Consider the following 22,910-nt stretch of genomic DNA (forward strand, 5'->3'; position numbering starts at 1 on the left):
GAAAACCGCTGCCCGCGTCAGTCTTGTTTATCGACAGGTGACGGGGCTGCGATACTCTCTATAGTAAGACGGCGGTGACGCTGCGGTGTTTTTTGGGGAATTGATCATGCTTCGGACGTCTTTGCTGGTTTCGGCGGCGGCGATGATGGTGCCGCTCGGCGCGACCATGGCCCAGGAGACCGCGCAGGCCGAGCGCGAGGCGCCGGCCGAGATCATCGTAACGGCGACGCGGCGCGCGCAGGCGCTGTCGGATGTGCCGATCGCGGTGAGCGCGGTGGGCATGGAGCAGCTGCGCCAGTCGGGCGGGACCGACATTCGCGCGCTCAACCAGCTGGCCCCCTCGCTGCTGGTGTCTTCGGCAACCAACGAGTTCGAATGGTGTGGCGCGGATCCGCGGCATTGGCACGGTGGGCGAAAACCCGGGGCTGGAAAGCTCGGTGGCGGTGTTCATCGACGGGGTCTATCGCTCGCGCACTGGCGTGGGGCTGACCGACCTTGGCGAACTGGACCAGATCGAGGTGTTGCGCGGGCCGCAGGGCACGCTGTTCGGGCGCAATGCATCTGCGGGTCTGATCAATATCACCACCGCCAAGCCGACGTTCGAGCCGGGCGGCATTGCCGAGGTGACCTATGGCAATTTCGACAATTTCCGCTTTCAGGGCGGCATCACCGGGCCGGTGATCGGCGACAAGGTCGCCTTCCGCCTCGACGGGCTTTACAATACGCGCGACGGCTTTCTGACCGATGTCGTGTCGGGACGAGACCTTGCCAACCGCGACCGGTTTCTGGTGCGCGGCCAGCTTTTGATCGAGCCGTCGCCTGACGTCTCGATCCGGCTGATTGGTGACTATAACCAGAAGGACGAGGAATGCTGCGGCGCGGCCATTTTGGCGCCAGTGCGCGGGCTGGCGCGCGACGGCGCTGGCAATGTGGTGAGCACGCCGAACAACATTGCCGGGCTGATCCCGCTGCTCGGCGGCACGCCCTATCAGGTGCCGAGTGCTGCCAGCGGGGAGCTGTTTGTGCGCGAGACGTCGATCACGCCCGGCGCCAGCTATGACCAGCGCACACGCGACTGGGGCGCCTCTGGCGAGCTGAACTGGGATCTGGGGGCGGTCAATTTGACTTCGATCACCGGCTACCGGCGCTTCGTCAACCGCGCCGCGCAGGACGCGGATTTCAACTCGATCGATATCCTGCAGCGGAGCAACCAGTATCGGCGCTTCTCGACCTTCACCCAGGAATTGCGCTTGCAAGGCGCCGCCTTTGATGGCCGGCTGGACTGGCTGGTGGGCGCGTTCTACGCCGATGAAATTCTCGATTCCGACGATGACCTGAAGTATGGCGCCGACTATGATGCCTATGCCAATGCGCTGCTGGGCGGCAATCTGGCGTTGGCGGCGGGCGTGGCGGGCTTCACCCCGGGGCCGGACGGGCGCTTTCTTTCGGGCACGGGGGTGGAGCAGGCGCAGTTCCGCCAGCGCAGCCGCAACTATGCGATTTTCACGCACAACGTCATCGATATCATCCCCGACAAGCTCAACCTGACGCTGGGCGGGCGCTATACGAATGAGACCAAGTTTCTCGATTCGACCTTTGTTTCGAGCAACAATCTGTGCGGCGCGCTGCGCGGCCTGACCGGTCCCTTGCCGGGCGCGCTGGTGCCGTTGGTCGCGGGCGCGCGCTCGCTCTCCTGTGTGATCAACAACACGTCGGGGCCGGGCTTCAGCCGTGATGATCCGGGCGGCACGCTGAAGGAGGACCGCTTCACCGGGACGGCGGTGCTGTCGTTCCGGCCGGTTGACGAGCTTTTGACCTATGTGAGCTATTCGCGCGGCTACAAGGCGGGCGGGTTCAACCTTGATCCTTCCGCGCTCAATGCCGCCACGCCGAGCGCCAACGACCTGCAGTTCACTGCCGAGGATGTGGACGCCTATGAGCTTGGCGCCAAGCTCGACCTTGATGGCTTCACATTGAACGCGGCGCTCTTCTATCAGGAGTTCGACAATTTCCAGCTGAACACCTTCAACGGCGTCAATTTCGAAGTGGCCAATTTGGGGGGCTGCAGCGCTGACCTGGGCGGGCGCGACCGCGACCTGATTGCGGGCAATTCGGCCTGTGCGCCCGAGGATGTGGGGCCGGGGCTGCGCACCCGCGGTGTGGAACTGGAATCGGTGATCAGGCCGATGCGCAACCTGACGCTGACCTCGGGCATCACCTATGCGCGGACCACCTATGCCCAGCAGCTGACCGGGCGCGACGGGGCCTCGCTGGCGCCGACGCTGTTCCAGCTGCCCGGCGAGCGGATTTCGAACGCCAGCGACTATGTGGTGACGGGCAGTTTTGCCTGGACGCCGCCGGTGTCGGACATGCTGTCGAGCCTGATCTACATGGACTTCCGCTACCAGTCGGCGATGAACACCGGCTCGGACCTTGATTTCGAGAAGATCCAGTCGGGCTTTGTCGTCGCCAATGCGCGGATCGGGCTTTACGGGCCGGGCGAGGTGTGGGGGCTGGAGCTTTGGGCGCAGAATCTGTTCGACACGCTGTATCAGCAGGTGGCGGCCGATGCGCCGCTGCAGGGCGGCGGCACCTTCCGCGCCGTGGCGCAGGGGCTGTCGGCGACGTCGAACGGGGTGTTCATCACCTTCCCGGCCGAGCCGCGGACCTTCGGGGTGACGCTGCGGACGAGGTTCTAGCCGAGCCGGCTGAAAATAGCGGAGCTATTTTCAGACTCGGCGCAGGCTCGGCCAGCGAGGCGGACAGCTTCGCTGGCCGATCTCGTCTGACGTCAAGCGCGGGCTTTGCCCGCGCCCTTCCTGCTTTCGCCCCTATTCCGAAAGCGACGCCGTCTTCTGCATCGAGTTCGGCAATCTCGGGCGGCATGTAATTCTCGTCATGCTTGGCGAGAATCGTGTCGGCGCGGAAAACGCCGGTGGCGGGGTCGAAGCGGCCCTCGGCGATGACGCCCTGGCCTTCGCGGAACAGGTCGGGGAGGATGCCGGTGTAGGTGACATCGCGCTGTGATTTCATGTCGGTGACTCGGAAGGAGACGGTTTCACCGGCGCGCACGAGCGAGCCTTCCTCGACCATGCCGCCAAGGCGGATAGCGTCGGTGGGCAGGGCTTCGGCGAGATCGGAGGGGGCGTAGAAATAGGTCGCCTTGTCACCGAGCGCGGTGATGGCGAGCGCGCCGGCGCCGCCAAGGGCCGCCAACGCGCCCAGCACGAGGGTGAGGCGCTGATGCTTGGCCTTGAGTTTCATGGCTTCCTCTTCAGGCTGTCGGCGCGCTTTTCGGCGCGGCGCATGGCGGTGTAGCTCCAGACGAGGAGTGCGATGAGGCCGCCGATCGTGAGGATATAGCTTGGCCAGATATAGCTGGCCCAGAGATCGGGACGGGTGATCATGCTACTGCCTCGGCGAGGCGGCGGCTGCGTGCCTCGACGCGCTGTTCGGCCAGCAGCGCGCGCATGCGCATCAGCACGATGGCCGCGAACAGGAAGGTGAAGCCGGCGACCGAGATGAGCAGCGGCGTGAGCATTTCGGGCGCCATGGCCGATTTTGCGTTGGTGATGCTGATGCTGCTGCCCTGATGGAGCGTGTTCCACCATTCGACGCTGTATTTGATGATCGGCAGGTTGATGGCGCCAACCAGCGCGAGGATGGCCGCGCCCTTGCGCTCGCCGCCACGCTCCTGCTCGGAAGCCGACAGCGCAAGATAGCCGAGATAGAGGAAGAGCAGCACCAGCATCGAGGTGAGGCGCGCATCCCAGACCCAATAGGTGCCCCAGGTCGGCTTGCCCCAGAGCGAGCCGGACATCAGGCAGATGGCGCTGAAGGCCGCACCTGCGGGCGCGATGGCGCGCGCGGCGATGGTGGCCAGCGGGTGGCGCCAGATGAGCGCTGTGGCAGACGCGATGGCGAGGCCGAGATAGCCGCCCGAGCCGAGCCAGGCGGCCGGCACATGGACATACATAATGCGCACGCTTTCCCCCTGCTGATAGTCAGGCGGGGAGGCGAACAGGCCGATGTAGAGACCAGTGACGGTGAGCGCGAGGCCGAGCACGAGCGTGAGCGGCGTGGCGATGCGGGCGATCTTGAGGAATCGCGTCGGGTTTGCGTGGCGATGCACGGTTGCGGATATAGGGGAGTGAGGCTGAACCGGAAAGAGACAAGATGCCCGGGGGGCAGGAAGGGCGCGGGCAAAGCCCCGAAAGAAGAAAAAGGGCGCGGGCAAAGCCCCGAAAGAAGAAAAAGGGCGCGGGCGTCGGACGGGTTCGGCTGGCGAAGGGCCAGCCGCCCCGCCGGCCGAGGTCATTCGCGAGTCCGTTCGCAAGCTTCGCTTGCTCTCGGCCGCGAGCGCACCCCTATCGGGGTGCTATGACCATCAGCATCTGCCGCCCCTCCATCTTCGGCGTCTGCTCCACCTTGGCATAGTCGGCGGCGTCGTCGCGGACGCGTTCGAGGAGGCGCAGGCCGAGTTCGCCGTGGCTGAGTTCGCGGCCGCGGAAGCGGAGCGTCAGCTTGACCTTGTCGCCTTCCTCGATGAAGCGCTGCACGGCTTTCATCTTGGTGACGTAATCATGGTCATCGATGTTGGGACGCATCTTGATCTCCTTGATCTCCTGCGTCTTCTGGTTCTTGCGCGCGGCGGCGGCCTTTTTTTGCGCTTCATATTTGAACTTGCCGACATCGAGGATCTTGCAGACCGGCGGATCGGCGCCGGGCGAGACTTCGACGAGGTTGAGCCCCGCTTCGTGCGCGGTGGCGATGGCCTCCCTGGTGTAGAGGACGCCCAGATTTTCCCCATCCTGATCGATGACGCGGACTTTGGGGACGGTGATGAACTCATCATAGCGCGGGCCGTTCATGGGGGCCGGCGTGTTCATCATGCGGCGAGGGGGAGGGGGTATGGCAAATTCTCCTGTTGTGTTGACTGTTTTCTTTTAGCGCAGCGCTGGCGCAAGCGGAAGGGGGGGCGAGGCGTCAGCGCAAATCGGGCGGGGTGGCTTCGGCCTGCAGAAAGGCGACCGCTTCGGCCAGCGGCATCACCTTCTGTTCGCCGCCGGCGAGGTTGCGGAGCGCCACCGTGCCTTCCTCCGCCTCGCGCCGGCCGACGACGAGCATGAAGGCCGCCTTGGTCAGGCTGTGTTCGCGGACCTTGAGGTTGATCTTCTCGTTGCGCAGGTCGGTTTCGGAGCGGATGCCGGCCTTTTCGAGCGCGGCGGCGACATCTTGTGCATAGGCATCGGCATCGGAGACGATGGTGGCGACCACGGCCTGAACCGGGGCGAGCCAGGTCGGGAAGCGGCCGGCGTAATGTTCGATGAGGATGCCGATGAAGCGTTCATAGCTGCCGAGGATGGCGCGGTGGAGCATCACCGGGCGGTGGCGGGCGCCGTCTTCGCCGATGTAGCTGGCGTCCAATCGCTCGGGCAGCACCGTGTCGGTCTGGATGGTGCCGACCTGCCAGGTGCGGCCGATGGCGTCGGTCAGGTGAAATTCGAGCTTGGGGGCATAGAAGGCGCCTTCGCCGGGCAGCTCTTCCCAGCCCCATTCGGGCGTGTTGCGCCCGGTGGCGGCAACCGCGTCGCGCAGGGACTGTTCCGACCAGTCCCACATTTCGTCCGAGCCGAAGCGCTGCTCGGGGCGGAGCGCGAGCTTGATGGCATAGTCGGAAAAGCCGAGATCCTTGTAGACGACATCGAGCAGGTCGCAGAAGGCGGCGACTTCGCCGACCAGCTGATCTTCGCGGCAGAAGATGTGCGCGTCATCCTGAGTGAACTGGCGCACGCGCATCAGGCCGTGCAGCGCGCCGTGCGGCTCGTTTCTGTGGCAGCAGCCCATTTCGGCGAGGCGCAGCGGCAGGTCGCGGTAGGATTTGATGCCTTGGCGGAAGATGAGGACGTGCGCCGGGCAGTTCATCGGCTTCAGCGCCATCCAGGCCGCGTCGTTGCTGATGACGGGGCCTTCATCCTCGGTGTTGGGCACTTCGTCGGGGATGACGAACATGTTTTCGCGGTATTTGCCCCAATGGCCCGATTGTTCCCATTGGCGGGCGTCCATGATCTGCGGGGTTTTCACCTCGCGGTAGCCGGCGGCGTCGAGGCGGCGGCGCAGATAGGCTTCGAGCGCGCGGTAGATGACGAAGCCGTTGGGATGCCAGAAGACGCTGCCATGCGCCTCTTCCTGGAGATGGAACAGGACCATCTCGCGGCCCAACTTGCGGTGGTCGCGCTTGGCGGCTTCCTCGAGGTGCATCAGATGCGCGTCGAGCTGCTTCTTGTTGAGCCAGCCGGTGCCGTAGATGCGGCTGAGCATGGCGTTGTTCTGGTCGCCGCGCCAATAGGCGCCTGAGACGCGGGTCAGCTTGAAGGCCTGTGCGTCGAGCTTGCCGGTGGAGGGCAGGTGCGGACCACGGCACATGTCGAGCCAGTCATCGCCCGACCAATAGACGGTGAGCGGCTCGGTGCCGGGGAGCTCGGCGGCCCATTCGGCCTTGAAGCGTTCGCCTTGCTGCTTCCAGCGGCTGATCAGCTGCTCGCGGCTCCAGACTTCGCGCCGGAGCGGCTTGTCGGCAGCGATAAGCGCGCGCATCTCGGCCTCGATGGCGGGCAGGTCTTCTTCGGTGAAGGGGCCACGGCCCTCGGCGGGGGCGAAATCATAATAGAAGCCGTCGTCGGTGGCGGGGCCGAAGGTGATCTGCGTGCCGGGGAACAGGCGCTGCACGGCCTCGGCCAGAAGATGCGCAAAGTCATGGCGGGCGAGCTCGAGCGCGTCGGCTTCGTCCTTGGCGGTGATCAGTGCGAGGCTGGCATCCTGTTCGATGGGGCGGGAGAGATCGACGATCTCGCCGTCGATGCGGGCGGCGAGTGCGGCCTTGGCGAGGCCGGGGCCGATGCTCGCCGCCACGTCTGCCGCGGTGGTGCCGCGCGCGACGTCGCGCCGGGAGCCATCAGGGAGCGTGAGGGTGATCAGATCGGACATGGGGCCTTTGCCTTGGTGAATGGCTTGCTCTCCTGTGGTGGCGGCGCGCCGCTGTCAACTGTGCGGACGGTCTTGACGGCGCGGCGGCTTGCGGGCCAGTCGGGGGCATGAGCGATGTGATGCGGAGCGCGGAGGGACTGGCCTATCGCCATGTGGCGGGCGCGGGGCCGCTGATCGTGTTTCTGCCGGGCTATATGTCGGATATGACCGGCGGCAAGGCGACGGCGCTGTTTGACTGGGCGCAGGCGCGGGGCCGGGCGGCGCTGCTGCTCGATTATTCGGGCTGCGGGGCGAGCGCGGGGGATTTTCTGGCTGGCAGCATCTCGCGCTGGACCGGGGATGTGTTGCGGCTGATCGAGATGGTGGCGCCGGGCGGGCAGGTGGTGCTGGTCGGTTCATCGATGGGCGGCTGGGTAGCCTTGCGGGCGGGCGTGAGGCTGGGCGCGCGGCTGGCCGGGCTTGTGGGCGTGGCGGCGGCGCCTGATTTTGTCGATTGGGGGCTTGATGTGAGCCCGGCGGAGGCGGCGGCGCTGACGGCGCAGGGCTTCTTCAGCCGGGCGAGCGGCTATGGCGGCGATTATCTCTATTCGCGGGCGTTTCTGGAGGATGCGCCGGGGTGCCGGATGCTGGCCGGGCCGATCGGCATTTCGGCGCCGGTGCGGCTGCTGCACGGCCAGCGCGACGAGGTGGTGCCATGGCGGCTGAGCCTTGAGATTGCCGAGCTGGTGACGGCCGAGGATGTTCAGGTGACGCTCATCAAGGATGGCGACCATCGGCTGTCGCGCGAGGCCGATATCGCGCGGTTGACGGAATTGGTGGCTGGACTGTGCTGATCAGGATTTTGGCTATTGTGATGGTGATGGCCGCGCCCGCAGCCGCGCAGCCGCGCGCCAGCGATGTGTCGCGCTTTCGGGCATGCACGGCGGTGGCGCAGGCCGACCCGGCGCGGGGCGTGGCGGCGGCCAATGCCTGGCGGGTGGAGGGCGGCGGCAGTGCGGCGCGCCACTGTCTGGCGCTGGCGCAGTTTTTGAACGGCGATCATGAGGCGGCGCTGGCGAGTTTCGAGGCGGCCGCGACACTCGCGGCATCGGGACAGGACGGCGAGGCCCCGGCTCGCGCGCTGTGGACGGCGGGGGCCAATGCGGCGCTGATGGCGGCGCGGCCCGAGGCGGCACTGCGCTTTGCCGAGGCCGCGCTGGCGCTGGCACCGCCGGCGGGCGAGGCGGCGGCGCTGGAGCTCTTGCGCGCCGAGGCGCTTGTGGATCTGGACCGCAGCCGCGAGGGGCTGGCGGCGATCGAGGCGGCGCTGGCGCATGACATGGCTGTGCCGAACGGCTGGCTTTTGAAGGCGACGCTGGCGCGGCGGCTGGGCGATTTCGAGATGGCCGAGAGTGCCATATTGGAAGCGGCGCGGCGCACGCCGGTGGAGACGCCTGAGGCCGGCGATGTGCAGCTGGAAGCGGGGATGATCGCGCTGGCGCAGGGCAAGCGCGACCTGGCGCGGGCCGCCTGGACATCGGCGGCGAGCGGCGATGAGGAATGGGCGTCGACCAAGGCGGCGCGCGAGGCGCTGGCGCGGCTGGCGGCCGAAAAGTAGCTATTCGAGGGCGAAATTGACCGTGGTGACGACGCGGACCTTCTGAAAGGGGGAGGCGGTGGCGCGGCCACCGGCATTGTCACCGTCGCGCGGGATGATCGAGAAATAGCCTTGGGAGGCTGTCATGATCGGGCCGACGCTGGCGCCCGAATCGCTGGCGAACTGGTCGGCACCGGCGCGGGCGTCTTTGGTGGCGGCGGCGATCATCGCCGGCTTGACCTCGTTGAGCCTTGTGAAGCTGTAGACCATGCCGCCGCTGTTCGAATCGAAGATGACACCGGCGCGGACGAGTTCGCCTTGCGCTGAATAGGCATCGCGGGCGGCCATGACGCGGGTGGTGCGGAGCGTCAGGTCGCGGCGGATGGTGATGTTGGGGACGCCATTCTGGTTGGTATATTGGTTGATGTTGATGGCGCCGGTTTCGATCTCGTCATCACTGAAGCCCTTGGACTTGAGGAAGGCGATGATCGCCTGGGCATCGCGCTCGCTGCGGGCTTGCAGGCTGGTCATGTCCGAGCCTTGGGCGGTGGCGGCGAGCGACCAGGTGGCGAGATCGGCGGTGACATCCTGTTCGGCGAGGCCGCGCACCGTAACGACACGGTCCGCGAGGCGGGCGTTGATGACGCTGTTGCCGACGAGCGCGGCAGAGGCGACCATGCCGATGGCGAGAATCGCGGCGGCGGGCCAGAGCGGTCGGTCGGTCATCTATCACCTTTCGGATGCGACGCTGGAGCATACAACGCGCTAGAGAGGATGAACATCGGGGAGTTTGGCATGGCGCGCAGTGACTTTCGGTTCGGCTTTGGAAAGCGGGTGCGCTATGCCGAGGTGGATGCGCAGGCGGTGGTGTTCAACAGCCGCTATCTCGAATATTTCGACATCGGACTGACCGAATATTGGCGCGCGGTGGGGATTTACGACGCGCAGGGGCCGGCCGATGGGCCGGAGTTTTTCGTGGCGCGTGCGACCATCGACTTCAAGGCGTCGATGCGGCTCGACGAGATGATCGAGATCTGTGTGCGCGCGACGCGGGTGGGGCGCACCTCGATGACCTTTGCCTTTGAGCTGCACGGAAGTGGCGGCGAGGATTTGCGCGCGGTGGGGGAACTGGTGCAAGTGCATGTGGCCGAGCTGACTGGCCCGCCGACGCCGGTGCCCGACTGGGTGGTGGCGAAATTCGAGGCCTTTGAAGGAGCGAAATTGCGGTGAAATATCTCCATACCATGCTGCGGGTGTCGGACCTTGACGCCAATATCGCCTTTTTCAACCTGCTCGGGCTCAGCGAGGTGCGGCGCATCGACAATGAGGGCGGGCGCTTCACGCTGGTGTTTCTGGCGGTGCCGGGTGACGAGGCGGCGCAGATTGAGCTGACGTACAACTGGGACCCCGAGAGCTATGGCGGTGGGCGGAATTTCGGCCATGTCGCCTACGGCGTCGAGGATATCTATGCGGCGTGCGCGCATCTGATGGCGAACGGGGTGACCATCAACCGGCCGCCGCGTGATGGCTTCATGGCCTTTGTCCGCTCGCCCGAGGGCATTTCGGTGGAGCTGTTGCAGATGGGCGCGCGGCTGGCGCCGGCCGAGCCCTGGGCCTCGATGCCCAACATCGGGGAATGGTGATGCTCGAGGTCGTGCAGATTCCGGTGTTGTCGGACAATTATGTCTTTCTCGCCCATTGCAGCCTGACCGGGGCGACGGCGGTGATCGACCCGGCGGTGGCCGAGCCCGTGCTTGAAGCGGCGGCGGCGCGGGGCTGGAAGATCTCGCAGATCCTGAACACGCATTGGCACCCTGATCATGTTGGCGGCAATGCGGCGATTGTGGCAGCGACCGGGGCAGTGGTGACCGGGCCGGCCGCCGAGGCGGCGAAGATCCCCGAGATTTCGCGCGCCGTGACGGACGGCGACACGGTGCGGGTGGGGGCGAGCACGGGCCGCGTGATCGATGTGGCGGCGCACACCGCCGGGCATATCGCCTATGCCTTTGAGGATGACGGCGTGCTGTTTCCCGGTGACACGCTGTTTGCGCTGGGCTGCGGGCGGCTGTTTGAGGGGACGGCGGCGCAGATGCATGCAGCACTTGGCCGGCTGATGGCGCTGGCGCCTGAGACAAGGGTTTATTGCGCGCATGAATATACCCAGTCGAATGCGCGCTTTGCGGTGACTGTGGAGCCGGAGAATGCCGCGCTGATGGCGCGCGCGGCCGAGATTGACCGGCTGCGCGGTGACGGCGTGCCGACCGTGCCTTTCACGCTGGCCGACGAAGCGGCGACCAACCCCTTTGTGCGCGCGGAAAGCGTGGCCGAGCTGGCGGCGCGTCGGGCGGCCAAGGATGCGTTTCGCGGCTAGGCGGCTTGCAGCGCGCCCATTTGCGCCTATTCTGATCTGGCAGGGGCGTGGATGGAGAGAGAAGATGCGTATCAGTCTTTTTGCCATGGCCGCATTGCTGATGACCTGCGCGGCATCGGCTGCAGAACGGGAGCCGCGCGATTGCCTCAACAACCGGTCGATCCGTGAGACGCGGCTTACCACTGATCAGGGCTATTTTGCGCGCAGCGCGGGCGAATGGTGGCAGAACAAGGTGCGTGGCTGCACGCTGCTCGGCCCCGACCGGTCGATCCGGACGCTGAGCACGATCACCCGCCAGTGCAGCGGGGACCAGATCGTGGTCTTCCAGAATTTCTCGCAGCAGGAATTCGGGACTTGTGTGCTGGGCCCGTGGGAGCCGGTGGCGGATGAGGCCGTGCCGGCGCCGCCGCGTGCCGGCGAGAAGAACTAGCGCGCCTTCAGCCGGGCTTCGATCGCGTCCCAGATGCGCGCCGGCGTGTTGGAGCCGTTGAACCGGTCGATGGCGACGATGCCGGTGGGCGAGGTGACGTTGATTTCGGTCAGATGGCCGCCGATGACGTCGATGCCGACGAAGATGAGGCCGCGCGCCTTGAGGTCTGGGCCGATGCGGGCGCAGATCTCGGCTTCGCGCGGCGTGAGGTCGGTGGACTGGGCGCTGCCGCCGGCGGCGAGGTTAGAACGGATTTCGCCCGATTTGGGCAGGCGGTTGATGGCGCCTGCGGGTTCGCCGTCGACGAGCACGATGCGCTTGTCGCCCGCAGCGACGCTGGGCAGAAAGGCCTGCACCATGAACGGCTCGCGCCAGACGGACCCGAACAGCTCGGTGAGCGCAGGCAGGTTGCTGTCAGCCTTGTCGATGAGGAAGACGGCAGCACCGGCATTGCCATAGAGCGGCTTGATGACAACGGCGCCGTGGCGGGCGCGGAAGTCCATGGCGTCTTTAAGGCTGCGGGTGACGAGCGTGGGCGGCATGAGATCTGGATAGCGCAGCACGAACAGCTTTTCGGGCGCGTTGCGAACCTCGGTGGGGTCGTTGACGATGAGGGTCTGGCCGGCGACCATCTCGAGGAGATGGGTGGCGGTGATGTAGCCCATGTCGAAGGGCGGATCCTGCCGCATCAGCACGACATCGACGTCATCGGCGAGATCGAGCGTCTGCGGTTCGGCCAGCCACTGGAAATGGGCATTGGACTCGCGGCTGACGCTGAGCGCGCGGGCGCGGGCGCGCACACGCCCGGCTTCGGCCGAGAGCGCAGGTGCCAGATAATGGAACAGGCCATGGCCGCGGGCCTGGGCTTCGAGCATCAGCGCGAAGCTCGAATCGCCAGCGGTGTTGATATGTTCGATCGGGTCCATCTGGACCGCGACGCGCAGCGCCATGGCGGAGGTTCCTAGCTGTCGGAGCGGGCAAGCGCGGCCAGCGCCGCCTTGATGCGGCGGGTGAGGCCCTGGTCGTGGGTGGTTTCGAGCATGGCGGTGAGGCTGGCGCGCGCGGCGGTGTTGAGGCCGAGCAATTGTTCGAGGCGGGCGCGCTCCCACCACAGGCTGGCCATGCGCGGCGAGACGCTGGTCATGCGCTCGTAAAGGGTGAGCGCACGGCGGATGTCGCCGCTGGCGCGCGCCCGGCTGGCCTGATTGGTGACCAGGCGGATGAGGATGTGGCGGTTGTTCATGGGCGCAAACGGCAGCTGCGGCTCGCCGCCAGCATGGCGGGCGATTTCGAGCGCGCGTTCCTGCGAGATGATGTTGCCATGGTCGAACACGTCGATGAGGGCGGTGTCGACGCCTGAGCGGACCTCGACGATGACATGACCGGGCAGGTTGAGGGCGTTGGCCTTCCAGCCGACGCGGCGGGCCAGCGCCACATAGAGCAAGGCCAGCGCCACCGGCAGGCCGCGCTGCCGCTCGATGACGGCGATGAGATCGCAGTTGCGCGGGTCATCATAATCTTCGGTGGCGCCGGTGATGCCGGCTTCGCTGGAGATCAGCGAGGCGAGGCGGCGGGCGCGGGCGGCGGCGGAGACGGGGGCGGTATCGCGCTGCAGCGCAATCGCCCAGCCAGTGACGAGGCGGCGCAGGCGACCGGCATCGCCGCCGGGCCTGTCCGCGAGCGAGAGCGCGATGGCGGCTTCGACGAGATCGATATCACTGTCATCGAGCAGGCCGACCGCATTCAATTCCATCGTCACATCTCCCGCCAGGCAGCGACCAGATGTTCCGGCCAGCTCCAGGGTCTCATCAAAATGGCATCGACCCGGGTCGTGGTGCAGCGCCCCAGATAGCGGGGCGTGAGCACGCGCGCGGCCGCATCGATACGACGCCGGCCGGCAGGATGCAGCGCCTGATGGCCGCTGTCGAGAGTGCGGCGCAATTTGACTTCGACAAAGACCAGCGTGTCGCCTTGGCGGGCGACGATATCGACTTCGCCAACCGGCGTGCGGGCGCGGCGGGCGAGGATTTGGTAGCCCTTGGCGCGCAGATAGAGCGCGGCAAGCGATTCGGCCCAGCGGCCGTGACGCTCGGCCTTCTGGCGGCTCATGTCTGCTTCAGCGCCAGCGCGCGGGCATAGACCTGCGCGCGCGGCAGGCCGAGGCTTGAGGTGACATTGGCAACGGCGGTCTTGAGGCTCGATTCGACAAGGGCGGCGGCGAGGGCTGCATCAAGGTCTGCTTCGCTGGCGGGCGCAGGCGCAGCAGGTGGGGCGATGATGATCACGATCTCGCCCTTGCGCGGCTTGGCGGCGATGAGGGCGGCGATTTCGGGCAAGGTGCCGGTCAGGGTTTCCTCATAATATTTGCTGATCTCGCGGGCGACGGCGGCGGGGCGGGGCCCGAGCCCTTCGGCCAGGGCTGCGAGGCTGGCGGCGAGGCGGGGGCCGGCCTCATAGAGGATGAGCGTGGCGCGGATGCTGGCCAGTTCGGCGATGGCCTCGGCCCGGGCCTGGGCCTTGGCGGGCAGGAAGCCGGCGAACAGGAAACGGTCGGTGGGCAGGCCGGCCAGCGTGAGTGCGGCGATGGCGGCGCAGGGGCCGGGCAGGGTGGTGACGGCCACGCCGGCGGCGCGGCAATCGCGTACCAGCTTGTAGCCGGGATCGGAGATGAGCGGGGTGCCGGCATCGCTGACCAGCGCCACCACCTCGCGCGCGGCGCGGGCGACCAGCGCTGGGCGGACATGCTCGGCGCTATGGTCATGATAGGGCTGCATCGGTTTCTTCAGGCCGAGATGGGCGAGCAGCTTGGCGGTGACCCGCGTGTCTTCGGCGGCGATGACATCGGCGGCGGCGAGCGTGGCGGCGGCGCGCGCGCTCAGGTCTTGAAGGTTGCCGATGGGGGTGGCGACGATATAGAGCCCCGGTGACAGGACTTTGTCCTCGGCTGGCTGGGAAGTGTTCATATGTTCATCCTGACGCGCTCTTGGGGCCTCGCGCAAGCGGGGCGTGCGCTGGCCATCGGGCTGGCGACGCTGGTGGCGGCCTGTGCGGCACCGCAGCGCGGCCCGGCGCCGCCGCCGCCACCGCCCGTGCAGCCGGCCGAGCCCGATGCGCCGCCGCCGCTGCCGCAGGCGGCGCAGAACAAGGTGGCGCTGCTGGTGCCGCTGACCGGACCGAACGCGCCGGTGGGGCGGTCGATCGCCAATGCCGCGAGCATGGCGCTGACCGACCTTGGCGACACCAATATCAACCTGCGTGTCTATGATACCGCCACGGGTGCGGAGGGAGCGGCGGCCCGCGCGCTGGGCGAGGGTGCGGGCGTGATTCTGGGGCCACTGCTGGCGCGCGATGTGCGGGTGGTCTCGGCGCGCGCACGGGCGCGGCAGGTGCCGGTGATTGCCTTTTCCAACGATGTGTCAGTGGCGGGCGACAATGTCTGGATCATGGGATTTCAGCCCGAACAGGCGATTGCCCGGGTGGTGCGCTATGCGCGCAGCCGCGGGGTGGAGCGCTTTGCCGCGCTGGTGCCGGCGGGCGTCTATGGCGAGCGGGCGCAGCTGGCCTTTGTGCGCGCGGTTGCGGCGGCGGGCGGGCAGGCCACCGCAGTGGCGACCTATACGCGTGAGCCGGCCAGCCAGGGGGCTGCGGTGCGCACCGTGACGGCGATTGACGAGCGCAGCCGGGCGCGCAGCGCAACCTTGCCGCCGGTGCCGTTTCAGGCGCTGCTGATTGCCGATTCGGGGAGCAATGCGGTGCGCTTCGTGCCTGCGCTGTCGCGCTTCGGGGCGGGGCCGGGCGAGACGACGCTGCTCGGCACCGAGCTATGGAACAGCGAGCCGGGGCTGGCGCGTAATGCGGGCATGAACGGCGCGTTGTTTGCAACCGTGCCGGACGGAAATTTCCGCACGCTGCAGACGCGCTACCGGGCGCGCTATGGGTCAACGCCGTCGCGGCTGGCGAGCCTTGGCTATGATTCGGTGCTGGTGATCAATGCGATTGCCGGGCGCTGGGCGCTGGATGCGCCGTTTCCGGTGCGCGAGCTGACCAGCCGGCAGGGCTTTTCCGGCGTGGACGGCGCATTCCGCTTCGGCGGGGCGCATATTGCCGAACGCGCGATGGAAGTGGAGCAGATCGGCGAGGGGCGGCTGCGGGTCGTGTCGCCGGCCCCGCGCGGCTTTTCCGACTAGGCGGGCAGGGCGATCAGCGAGATCTGGCGGCCATAGTCGGGCGCGCCTTCATGGGTCGTGCGGCGGTAGCTGAACCAGTTTTCGGCATCCGAGCAGGTGTCGTGACCAGTGGTGATGATGGTGCGCACGCCCGCGTTGGCGAGGCTCTGGACAATGAAGCCGGGCAGATCGAAATGCGGATGGCCGGGGCGGCCGGGCGTGAAGAAGCGGTCATGCGCTGGATCCTGAGCGAGGAAGCGGGCGCGGAAGGCGTCATCGATCTCATAGGAGGCACGCTGGATGCAGGGGCCGATGGCGGCGGTGATGCGGGCGGGATCGGCACCGAGCGCCTGCATGGCGGCGACGGTGGCGCCGGCGATGTTGGCGAGCGTGCCTTTCCAGCCGCTGTGGGCGGCGCCGATGACGCCGGCAGCGGCATCGGCGAGCAGCACCGGCGCGCAATCGGCGGTGAGGATGCCGAGCGCGAGGCCGGGCGTGGCGGTGACCATGGCGTCGGCGTGCGGGCGGGCGTCGTCTGGAAAAGGGGCGGTGACGGGGATGACGGTGCCGCTGTGGACTTGATGGAGGCTTACAAGCGCGGCTCCCGGCGTGGCCATGGCCAGCGCCCGGCGACGGTTTTCATGGACGGCAGCGGGGCTGTCATCGGAGCCGAGGCCGGTGTTGAGGCTGGCGTAAAGGCCGGTGCTGACACCGCCCTTGCGGGTGAGGAAGCCATGCGGCACGCCGAGGGCGGGGACGGTGATCACAGCTCTGTCACAGGCGCCTGCGGGCGAGAATGTCTTCATCGGACTGGGTGCCGACCATGAAGGCGTAGGGGCGGATTTCTTCGAACCCGTGGCGGGCGTAGAAGCGCCGGGCGCGGTGATTGTCGGTGAAGACGGAGAGCCACATCTCGCTGGCGCCGCGCGCGGCAGCGCGGGCGAAGGCCCAGGCCATGAATTGCTCGGCGATGCCCTCGCCGTGCCATAGCTTGAAGATATAGAGCTGGCGAAGCTCGATGGCGGGGCCTTCTGGTTCCGCGGGCAGGGTGAGGTTGGACAATTTACAGAAGCCGATGGGGACTGGCCCAGCCATTGCGAAGCGCACTTCAATGTCGGATTGCGCCAGTTCGGCCGCATAGGCCTGATCGGAGCCCTGGGCGAGAAAGGCTTCGAGGTCGGGCAGCTTGTAGAGATGGCCGAAGGTTTCGAGGAAGGTGGCGCGGGCGAGGCCGCCGAGCATGGGGCCGTCATCGGGCGTAGCGTCACGGTAGCTGATCATTGGTCGAACCCTGCCGGAATGGGCCAGCCGGGCGCGGTGAGCGCCATGGCCTTGAACAGGGCCCCCATTTGCGCTGGTGCTGTGAGCCGGGCAAGCCCGGCGTTGATGCTGGCGGCGATATCGCTGGGCTTGCCGCGTGAAAGTGCAGCGGCGCGGCTGTGGATGCCGAGTGCGGCGAGGAAGCGGCCTTGCGGGACCGGGCCATGGACCGTGAGCGGCACGGCGACGTCAGCGAGGCGGGCGAAATCGACATGGGCGGTGAGATCAGCCTCGCCGGGATCAGCGTAAGGATCGGCGGGCTGGCCGCCGCGCAGCGCCTGAAGCGTGTTGATGGGGGCTTCGGTGGCGCCATAATCGATGACCAGCGCTGCGCCGCCTTGTGCCTGAAGGCGGGCGGCAAGCGCCGTGACCATGGCTTCGGCGGCCTCACAGCGTTCATGCGGCTCGGTTTCGGGCGTGGGAAGGGTGGTGGCTGCGAAGCCTTGCGGACCATGGCCGACGGCGCGTTCAAGGCCATGGCCGAGGAACTGGCGGATGGGCAGGGCGTCGAAGAATTCATTGGCGATGATGAGGAGCGGCGTGTCGCGGGGGAGCGTGTCGGGGCTGTCATGCCAGCTTGGCGCCCAGCCGGCGAGCGCTCGCGCTTGGGCCGCGCGCAGCACCGGCGAGGTTTCGACGAGTGCGAGGCGGCATTGGCTGGTGAAGCCGGACAGGCGGGCGAGGACGCGCAGCGCATCGGCCAGCAAGGTGCCGCGGCCGGGGCCGAGCTCGACCAGGGTGACGGGCTTCAGCAGCAGCGGGTTGTGGTCGATGGCGCGCTGCCAGAGATCACCGATCCAGCCGCCGATCATCTCGCCGAACAGCTGGCTGACCTCAGGCGCGGTGGTGAAATCGCGGCCCAGGGGGTCTCGGGTGGCATAATAATGGGCGTTGCAGGCGGCCATCCAGTGATCGAGGCGCATCGGGCCTTCTGCGGCGATGCGTGCGGCGAGACTTTCTGCAAGTTCGTTCAAGCAGGTGCCCCCGGCACGCTCTGGCGGCGGCTGCGGATGATGAGCCAGAGGCCGGCGGCGAACAGCGGCAGGGTGAGCGATTGGCCCATGGTGAGGCCGGTGGAGAGCACGCCCAATTGGGCGTCGGGCTGGCGGAAGAATTCGACGATGAAGCGGGCAAGGCTGTAACCGACCGCGAACACGCCCGAGAGCAGGCCGGGGCGCAGCCGGGCGCCGGTTTTCCAGTGCAGCCATTGCAGGATGATGAGCAGCACTGCGCCTTCGAGCGCGGCTTCATAGAGCTGCGAGGGGTGGCGCGGCTCGGCGCCGGCGCCGGGGAAGATGATGCCCCAGTCGGTGCCGGTGGGGCGGCCCCAGAGCTCGCCATTGATGAAATTGGCGAGCCGCCCGCAGAGCAGGCCGAAGGGGGTGACGGTGGCGACGCTGTCGAGGATGCGCAGGCCGGAGATTTTTTGCGAGGCGCCGTAGGCGAAACAGGCGAGGATGACGCCGGCGCAGCCACCGTGGAAGCTCATGCCGCCGTCCCATAGCCGCAGGATGGCGAGCGGGTCAGCGAGATATTGGGCCGGATTGTAGAAGATGACATAGCCCAGCCGGCCGCCGAGGATGATGCCGAGCGCCACCCAGGTGATGAAATCATCGAGCTGCTGTGCGGTCATGACCGGCTGGGGCAGCTTGATCATGCGGCCGATCTGCCACCAGCCCATGCCGATGGCGGCGATATAGGCCATGCTATACCAGCGCAGGGCAAATGGCCCGAGCTCGAGGCCGAACAGACTGAACGGCGCAATGGTGAAGATCTCCGGGCGGAGGCCCAGGCTTTCGAAGTCCAGCGCTGTCTGCAGGAGTTGCAGCACGTTCACCCTCTCATAATGCCAAGGGCGGCGATGCTTGCCCCCTCTGGCCGCGCGCACCATAACGGGACACGCGGATTTTGCCAGCAGGGAGAGGTTGATGACGGCTGAACTCGAAGCGTTTCGCGCCGAGACGCAGGCCTGGCTGGAGGCGAACTGTCCGCCCGAGATGCGCCAGCCGGTGAAGCGCGAGGAGGATGTCTGCTGGGGCGGGCGAACGTTCGTGTTTTCCTGCCCCCAGCAGAAGCTGTGGCTGGAGCGGATGGCCGACAAGGGCTGGACCGTGCCGGAATGGCCAAAAGCCTATGGCGGCGGCGGGCTGAGCCGCGAGGAGGCGAAGATTCTGGCGGCCGAGATGCGCGCGATTCGGGCGCGGCCGCCGCTGTCGAGCTTCGGCATCTGGATGCTGGGGCCGGCGCTGCTCAAATATGGCAGCGAGGCGCAGAAGCTGGAGCATCTGCCGAAGATCGCGCGCGGCGAGATCAGATGGTGTCAGGGCTATTCTGAGCCGGGCGCGGGCAGCGATCTGGCCAGCCTGCGCACCTCGGCGGTGCGCGAGGGCGATGATTTCATCGTCAATGGCCAGAAGGTCTGGACCAGCTATGCCGACAAGGCGGACTGGATTTTCTGCTTGGTGCGCACCGACCCTGACGCGCCCAAGCATCTGGGCATTTCCTTCCTCCTGTTCGACATGGCGAGCGAGGGGGTGAGCACCTCGCCGATCCGGCTGATTTCGGGCGCCTCGCCCTTTTGCCAGACGTTCTTCGACAATGTGCGCGTGCCGGTGGGCAATTTGATGGGCGAGGCCGGCAAGGGCTGGGACATTGCCAAATATCTGCTCACCCATGAGCGCGAGATGATCGGCGGGATGGACGGGGCGGACACGCGTGCCAGCGTCTCGCAGATTGCGAAGAAGGTGTTGGGCGAGAACATCGATCCGCTGCTGCGCGCCGAGATCGTGCGCCACGAGATTGATGCCTGGGCTTTCCTGCTGACGATGGAGCGGGTGAAGGACGAGGCCAAGGCCGGGCAGGGCACGGGCGCGCTGTCGTCGATGCTCAAATATTATGGCACCGAACTCAACAAGCAGCGCACGGAGCTGTTGATGAGCGTGAATGGCTCCGACTCGCTGACATGGGAGGGCGAGGCTGAAGGCGATGGGGATCTGGCGCGGTCATGGCTGCGCAGCCGGGCCAATTCGATCGAGGGCGGCACCAGCGAGGTGCAGCTCAACATCATTGCCAAGCGCGTCTTGCAGCTGCCGGGCGCCTGAGGGGAGAATAAGCGATGGCCCTTGTCCTGAGCGATGACCAGCGGATGATCCGCGAGGCGGCGGACGGATTTTTCGCCGACCATGCCCCGGTGAGCGCGCACCGGAAGTTGCGTGATGCGGGCGACACGCTCGGCTTTGAGCGGGCGACCTGGAAGGCGATGGCCGAGATGGGCTTTGCCGGCGTGCTGGTGCCCGAGGCGCATGGCGGTGCGGGGCTGGGCATGGTCGAGGCCGGGCTGGTGATGGAGGCGATGGGGCGCAATCTGTCGGCAGCGCCGATGCTGTCGACCGCGCTTCTGGGCGCGGCGGCGCTGGTCAAGGGGGGCAGCGCAGCGCAGCAGGCGGCGCATCTGCCGCTGATGGCGGCGGGCGAGCGGCTGGTGGCGCTGGCGGCCGATGAGGCGGCGCGGCATGCGCCCTTTCAGGTGGCGACGCGCGCCGAGCCTTCGGGCAATGGCTTCCGGCTGACGGGCGTGAAGCCCTTTGTGCTCGACGGGCTGGCGGCTGATGTTCTGATCGTGGCGGCGCGGACCGACGGGGCGGACGGGGACCGGGCCGGGATCACGCTGTTTCTGGTGCCCGCCGAGGCGGTCGGGGTGAGCCGGGCGCGGCGCGCCATGGTCGACAGCCGTGGTGCGGCGCGGATCGCGCTGGAGGGCGTGGAGGTTGACGGCGCCGATGTGCTGGGCGCGGTTGGCGGCGGCGCGGCGCTGCTGGAGGCGGTGCTCGATGTCGGGCGGGCGGGGCTGGCGGCCGAGATGCTGGGTGTGGCGGGCGAGAGCTTCGGGCGCACGGTCGACTATCTGAAGCAGCGTGAGCAGTTCGGGGAAAAGATTGGCAGCTTTCAGGCGTTGCAGCACCGTGCGGCGCATCTGTTTTGCGAGCTGGAACTGGCGCGCTCGGCGACGCTGAAGGCGCTGTCGGCGCTTGACGCGGGCGATGGCCGCGCGGCGCTGTTCGTGAGCCTGGCCAAGGCCAAGGCGGGCGATGTGGCGAAGCTGGCAACCAATGAGGCGGTGCAGATGCACGGCGGCATTGGCATGACCGATGATTTCGACATCGGCTTTTTCATGAAGCGGGCACGCGCAGCGGCCGAGACTTTTGGCGATTCGGCCTTTCACGGCGACAGGCTGGCGCAGATGGTGGGTTATTAGTTGCCAGTGGGGACAGTGTTATCGCAAACTGCGCCCGGAGAGCCGAGGCAGAACATCGGTTGAGGTTGCTTGGGGAGAGGTATGAAGACCGCACTTGATACGGCCATTGATGCCACTGTGGAAAAGATCATCGCGCCGGGCGGCCAGCTTGAGGTGGGCGAGGCCGTGGTGCGCGGGGCGAAGCTGCCGGTGTTCAAGGCCGCACCGCCAAGCCTGCGCGAGTTTTTCGGCTTCTTCGCCATGACGCACGGGGCGAAGGAATTTCTGGTGTACGGCGATGAGCGGCTGAGCTTTGGCGAGGTCTATCAGCGCGCGGTCAAGATGGCGGCGATGCTCCAGCATTGTTACGGCATCGCCAAGGGCGACCGGGTGGCGATCGCCATGCGCAACTATCCCGAATGGGTGGAGGCGTTCATCGCCATCACCCATCTGGGCGCGGTCGCGGTGCCGATGAACGCCTGGTGGACGGGCGAGGAGCTGGAATATGGCCTGAGCGATTCCGGCACCCGGCTGGTGTTTGCCGATGAGGAACGGGCACGGCGGATCAACGGCACCGATTTCAAGGGTGTTGTGGTAACCGTGCGAACAAGCTCGGACGTGTCAGCCTCGCTCGGCTATGCGCGCGTGGACGATGTGATGAAGACCTGCCCCGACAGCTGCTGGTATCTCTCCGAGATCGCGCCCGAGGATGATGCGACGATCATGTATACCTCGGGCTCGACCGGCAACCCCAAGGGCGCGGTCTCGACCCATCGCGGCGTGATTTCGGGGACGATGAACTATCTGGTAATGGGGCTGGCGCTGTTGAGCCTCGCCGAGCAGCAGGGCATCAAGGCGCCGGAGCAGCAGGTGATGCTGTTGAATGTGCCGCTGTTTCACATCACCGGCTCGGTGCCGGTGATGATGGTGTCGGTGGCGATCGGCCGCAAGATGATCATCATGCACAAATGGGACGCGGGCGAGGCGCTGCGGCTGATCGAGGCGGAGCGCTGCACCTATTTCGTCGGTGTGCCGACGATGAGCCTTGAGATGATGATGCACCCCGACCGGGCCAAATATGACACCTCGTCGCTGATCGATGTGGCGTCGGGCGGCGCGCCGCGGCCGCCGGAGCATGTCGAGCGGCTGATCCGCGAGCTGCCGGGCAAGAACCCGTTGCAGGGCTATGGCTTGACCGAGACCAACGGCGTGGGCGCGGGCAATTTGCGTGACAATTACCGCGCCAAGCCCAATTCGACGGGGCGGGCTTCGCCGCCGCTGGTCGAGATCCGGATCGTGGCGGCCGATGCGCCCGATTGTTCGGTGGCGCTGGCGGCGGGCGAGGTGGGCGAGGTCTGCATCCGCTCGGCGGCCAATGTGCGCGGCTATTGGATGCGGCCCGAGGCGACGGCCGAGGCCTTTCCCGGCGATGGCTGGTTCCGCTCTGGCGATCTCGGCTATCTGGACGAGGACGCGTATCTGTTCATCGTCGACCGCAAGAAGGACATCATCATTCGTGGTGGCGAGAATATCTCGTGCCAGGAAGTGGAGGCCGCGCTCTATGCGCATCCCGCAGTTGCGGAGGCGTGCGTGTTCGGCCTTCCGGACGACCGGCTAGGCGAGATTGTCGGCGCGGTGGTCCATGCCAAGGACGGGCAGGCGCTGGAGGCCGAGGCGCTGACCGAATTCGTCAAGCGCGACCTCGCCGCGTTCAAGGTCCCGGCGCGGCTGTGGTTTTCGAAGGAGCAACTGCCCAAGCTCGGCTCGGGCAAGATCGACAAGGTGGCGCTGCGCAAGCATTACCGGGCGGTGCATGCAGGCTAGAG

25 protein-coding genes and 1 pseudogene are annotated in these 22,910 nt (G+C 66.9%); 11 read left to right on the top strand and 15 right to left on the bottom strand.

Going from position 1 to position 22,910, the window contains the following annotated elements:
- Positions 1-27: 27 nt before the first annotated feature.
- A complete protein-coding gene (locus ACMVO5_RS11515; protein ID WP_416907642.1) occupies positions 28-315 on the bottom strand; it encodes a hypothetical protein in 288 nt (95 codons plus the stop codon).
- A gap of 65 nt (positions 316-380) precedes the next feature.
- On the opposite strand from ACMVO5_RS11515, the gene ACMVO5_RS11520 reads away from it, so the two are divergent.
- Positions 381-2,699, top strand: coding sequence for a TonB-dependent receptor (locus tag ACMVO5_RS11520; protein WP_416907643.1), 2,319 nt, complete (start codon positions 381-383; stop codon positions 2,697-2,699).
- Between the two features lie 169 nt (positions 2,700-2,868).
- Here the strand turns inward: ACMVO5_RS11520 and ccmE are convergent.
- From ccmE to thrS, 5 genes and pseudogenes are all read right to left on the bottom strand, one after another.
- Positions 2,869-3,264 (bottom strand): annotated as a pseudogene (gene ccmE, locus ACMVO5_RS11525) (cytochrome c maturation protein CcmE); the annotation flags it as partial.
- Positions 3,261-3,407: a heme exporter protein CcmD gene (gene ccmD / locus ACMVO5_RS11530; protein WP_416907644.1), complete on the bottom strand. Its 147-nt coding sequence runs from the start codon at positions 3,405-3,407 to the stop codon at positions 3,261-3,263. The pseudogene ccmE and the gene ccmD, both read right to left, overlap by 4 nt.
- The gene (locus ACMVO5_RS11535; RefSeq protein ID WP_416907645.1) at positions 3,404-4,132 is read right to left on the bottom strand and encodes a heme ABC transporter permease; all 729 of its coding nucleotides are present in this window, start codon (positions 4,130-4,132) and stop codon (positions 3,404-3,406) included. The genes ccmD and ACMVO5_RS11535 overlap by 4 nt, the downstream gene beginning before the upstream one ends.
- A 235-nt stretch (positions 4,133-4,367) precedes the next feature.
- Positions 4,368-4,892: a translation initiation factor IF-3 gene (gene infC, locus ACMVO5_RS11540; RefSeq protein ID WP_416907646.1), complete on the bottom strand. Its 525-nt coding sequence runs from the start codon at positions 4,890-4,892 to the stop codon at positions 4,368-4,370.
- Between the two features lie 94 nt (positions 4,893-4,986).
- Positions 4,987-6,987: a threonine--tRNA ligase gene (gene thrS / locus ACMVO5_RS11545; RefSeq protein WP_416907647.1), complete on the bottom strand. Its 2,001-nt coding sequence runs from the start codon at positions 6,985-6,987 to the stop codon at positions 4,987-4,989.
- Positions 6,988-7,094: 107 nt separating this feature from the next.
- On the opposite strand from thrS, the gene ACMVO5_RS11550 reads away from it, so the two are divergent.
- Both ACMVO5_RS11550 and ACMVO5_RS11555 read left to right on the top strand, forming a co-directional pair.
- Positions 7,095-7,820 (top strand): alpha/beta hydrolase, encoded by a 726-nt coding sequence (locus ACMVO5_RS11550; RefSeq protein WP_416907648.1) that lies wholly within the window; start codon positions 7,095-7,097, stop codon positions 7,818-7,820.
- A 26-nt stretch (positions 7,821-7,846) separates the two neighbouring features.
- Positions 7,847-8,584, top strand: coding sequence for a tetratricopeptide repeat protein (locus tag ACMVO5_RS11555; RefSeq protein WP_416907649.1), 738 nt, complete (start codon positions 7,847-7,849; stop codon positions 8,582-8,584).
- Here ACMVO5_RS11555 and ACMVO5_RS11560 read toward each other — a convergent pair whose 3' ends face one another.
- Positions 8,585-9,289: an SIMPL domain-containing protein gene (locus tag ACMVO5_RS11560; RefSeq protein WP_416907650.1), complete on the bottom strand. Its 705-nt coding sequence runs from the start codon at positions 9,287-9,289 to the stop codon at positions 8,585-8,587.
- 69 nt (positions 9,290-9,358) lie between these two features.
- On the opposite strand from ACMVO5_RS11560, the gene ACMVO5_RS11565 reads away from it, so the two are divergent.
- From ACMVO5_RS11565 to ACMVO5_RS11580, 4 genes are all read left to right on the top strand, one after another.
- Positions 9,359-9,793 (top strand): acyl-CoA thioesterase, encoded by a 435-nt coding sequence (locus tag ACMVO5_RS11565; RefSeq protein WP_416907651.1) that lies wholly within the window; start codon positions 9,359-9,361, stop codon positions 9,791-9,793.
- Positions 9,790-10,206 (top strand): VOC family protein, encoded by a 417-nt coding sequence (locus ACMVO5_RS11570; RefSeq protein WP_416907652.1) that lies wholly within the window; start codon positions 9,790-9,792, stop codon positions 10,204-10,206. The genes ACMVO5_RS11565 and ACMVO5_RS11570 overlap by 4 nt, the downstream gene beginning before the upstream one ends.
- Positions 10,206-10,934: a hydroxyacylglutathione hydrolase gene (gene gloB / locus ACMVO5_RS11575; protein WP_416909368.1), complete on the top strand. Its 729-nt coding sequence runs from the start codon at positions 10,206-10,208 to the stop codon at positions 10,932-10,934. The genes ACMVO5_RS11570 and gloB overlap by 1 nt, the downstream gene beginning before the upstream one ends.
- A gap of 64 nt (positions 10,935-10,998) precedes the next feature.
- Entirely contained in the window at positions 10,999-11,364 is a 366-nt protein-coding gene (locus ACMVO5_RS11580) for a hypothetical protein (RefSeq protein ID WP_416907653.1), read from the top strand.
- Here ACMVO5_RS11580 and gshB read toward each other — a convergent pair.
- The 4 genes from gshB to rsmI are packed head-to-tail and all read right to left on the bottom strand — an operon-like array spanning position 11,361 to position 14,327.
- On the bottom strand, positions 11,361-12,314 hold the full coding sequence (gshB, locus tag ACMVO5_RS11585) for a glutathione synthase (protein ID WP_416907654.1): 954 nt from the start codon (positions 12,312-12,314) through the stop codon (positions 11,361-11,363). The genes ACMVO5_RS11580 and gshB overlap by 4 nt on opposite strands.
- Positions 12,315-12,325: 11 nt before the next feature.
- Complete coding sequence (locus tag ACMVO5_RS11590; protein ID WP_416909369.1) at positions 12,326-13,117, bottom strand: transglutaminase family protein; 792 nt, start codon at positions 13,115-13,117, stop codon at positions 12,326-12,328.
- A gap of 2 nt (positions 13,118-13,119) precedes the next feature.
- Entirely contained in the window at positions 13,120-13,473 is a 354-nt protein-coding gene (locus ACMVO5_RS11595) for a YraN family protein (protein WP_416907655.1), read from the bottom strand.
- A complete protein-coding gene (rsmI, locus tag ACMVO5_RS11600) occupies positions 13,470-14,327 on the bottom strand; it encodes a 16S rRNA (cytidine(1402)-2'-O)-methyltransferase (RefSeq protein ID WP_416907656.1) in 858 nt (285 codons plus the stop codon). Before rsmI ends, ACMVO5_RS11595 begins: the two co-directional genes overlap by 4 nt.
- On the opposite strand from rsmI, the gene ACMVO5_RS11605 reads away from it, so the two are divergent.
- Positions 14,328-15,551 carry a penicillin-binding protein activator gene (locus tag ACMVO5_RS11605; protein WP_416907657.1) on the top strand — a complete coding sequence of 408 codons (1,224 nt, stop codon included), beginning with the start codon at positions 14,328-14,330 and terminating at the stop codon, positions 15,549-15,551.
- Here the strand turns inward: ACMVO5_RS11605 and pgeF are convergent.
- The 4 genes from pgeF to lgt are packed head-to-tail and all read right to left on the bottom strand — an operon-like array spanning position 15,548 to position 18,681.
- Entirely contained in the window at positions 15,548-16,336 is a 789-nt protein-coding gene (gene pgeF / locus ACMVO5_RS11610) for a peptidoglycan editing factor PgeF (RefSeq protein ID WP_416907658.1), read from the bottom strand. The two genes, ACMVO5_RS11605 and pgeF, sit on opposite strands and share 4 nt — an antisense overlap.
- Positions 16,305-16,811 carry a GNAT family N-acetyltransferase gene (locus ACMVO5_RS11615; RefSeq protein WP_416907659.1) on the bottom strand — a complete coding sequence of 169 codons (507 nt, stop codon included), beginning with the start codon at positions 16,809-16,811 and terminating at the stop codon, positions 16,305-16,307. Before ACMVO5_RS11615 ends, pgeF begins: the two co-directional genes overlap by 32 nt.
- The gene (locus ACMVO5_RS11620; protein ID WP_416907660.1) at positions 16,808-17,824 is read right to left on the bottom strand and encodes a class I SAM-dependent methyltransferase; all 1,017 of its coding nucleotides are present in this window, start codon (positions 17,822-17,824) and stop codon (positions 16,808-16,810) included. Before ACMVO5_RS11620 ends, ACMVO5_RS11615 begins: the two co-directional genes overlap by 4 nt.
- Positions 17,821-18,681 carry a prolipoprotein diacylglyceryl transferase gene (lgt, locus tag ACMVO5_RS11625; protein ID WP_416907661.1) on the bottom strand — a complete coding sequence of 287 codons (861 nt, stop codon included), beginning with the start codon at positions 18,679-18,681 and terminating at the stop codon, positions 17,821-17,823. The genes ACMVO5_RS11620 and lgt overlap by 4 nt, the downstream gene beginning before the upstream one ends.
- Before the next feature lie 97 nt (positions 18,682-18,778).
- Between lgt and ACMVO5_RS11630 the strand changes: the two genes are divergently transcribed.
- The 3 genes from ACMVO5_RS11630 (at position 18,779) to ACMVO5_RS11640 (ending at position 22,908) form a co-directional block, all read left to right on the top strand.
- The gene (locus ACMVO5_RS11630; RefSeq protein WP_416907662.1) at positions 18,779-19,951 is read left to right on the top strand and encodes an acyl-CoA dehydrogenase family protein; all 1,173 of its coding nucleotides are present in this window, start codon (positions 18,779-18,781) and stop codon (positions 19,949-19,951) included.
- A gap of 14 nt (positions 19,952-19,965) precedes the next feature.
- Positions 19,966-21,105, top strand: a complete 1,140-nt coding sequence (locus ACMVO5_RS11635; protein WP_416907663.1) for an acyl-CoA dehydrogenase family protein — start codon at positions 19,966-19,968, stop codon at positions 21,103-21,105.
- An 81-nt stretch (positions 21,106-21,186) separates the two neighbouring features.
- Positions 21,187-22,908, top strand: coding sequence for a class I adenylate-forming enzyme family protein (locus tag ACMVO5_RS11640; RefSeq protein ID WP_416907664.1), 1,722 nt, complete (start codon positions 21,187-21,189; stop codon positions 22,906-22,908).
- The last annotated feature ends 2 nt before the right edge of the window (positions 22,909-22,910 follow it).

The sequence above is a fragment of the Polymorphobacter sp. genome (assembly GCF_048007885.1).
Lineage (GTDB): Bacteria > Pseudomonadota > Alphaproteobacteria > Sphingomonadales > Sphingomonadaceae > Sandarakinorhabdus.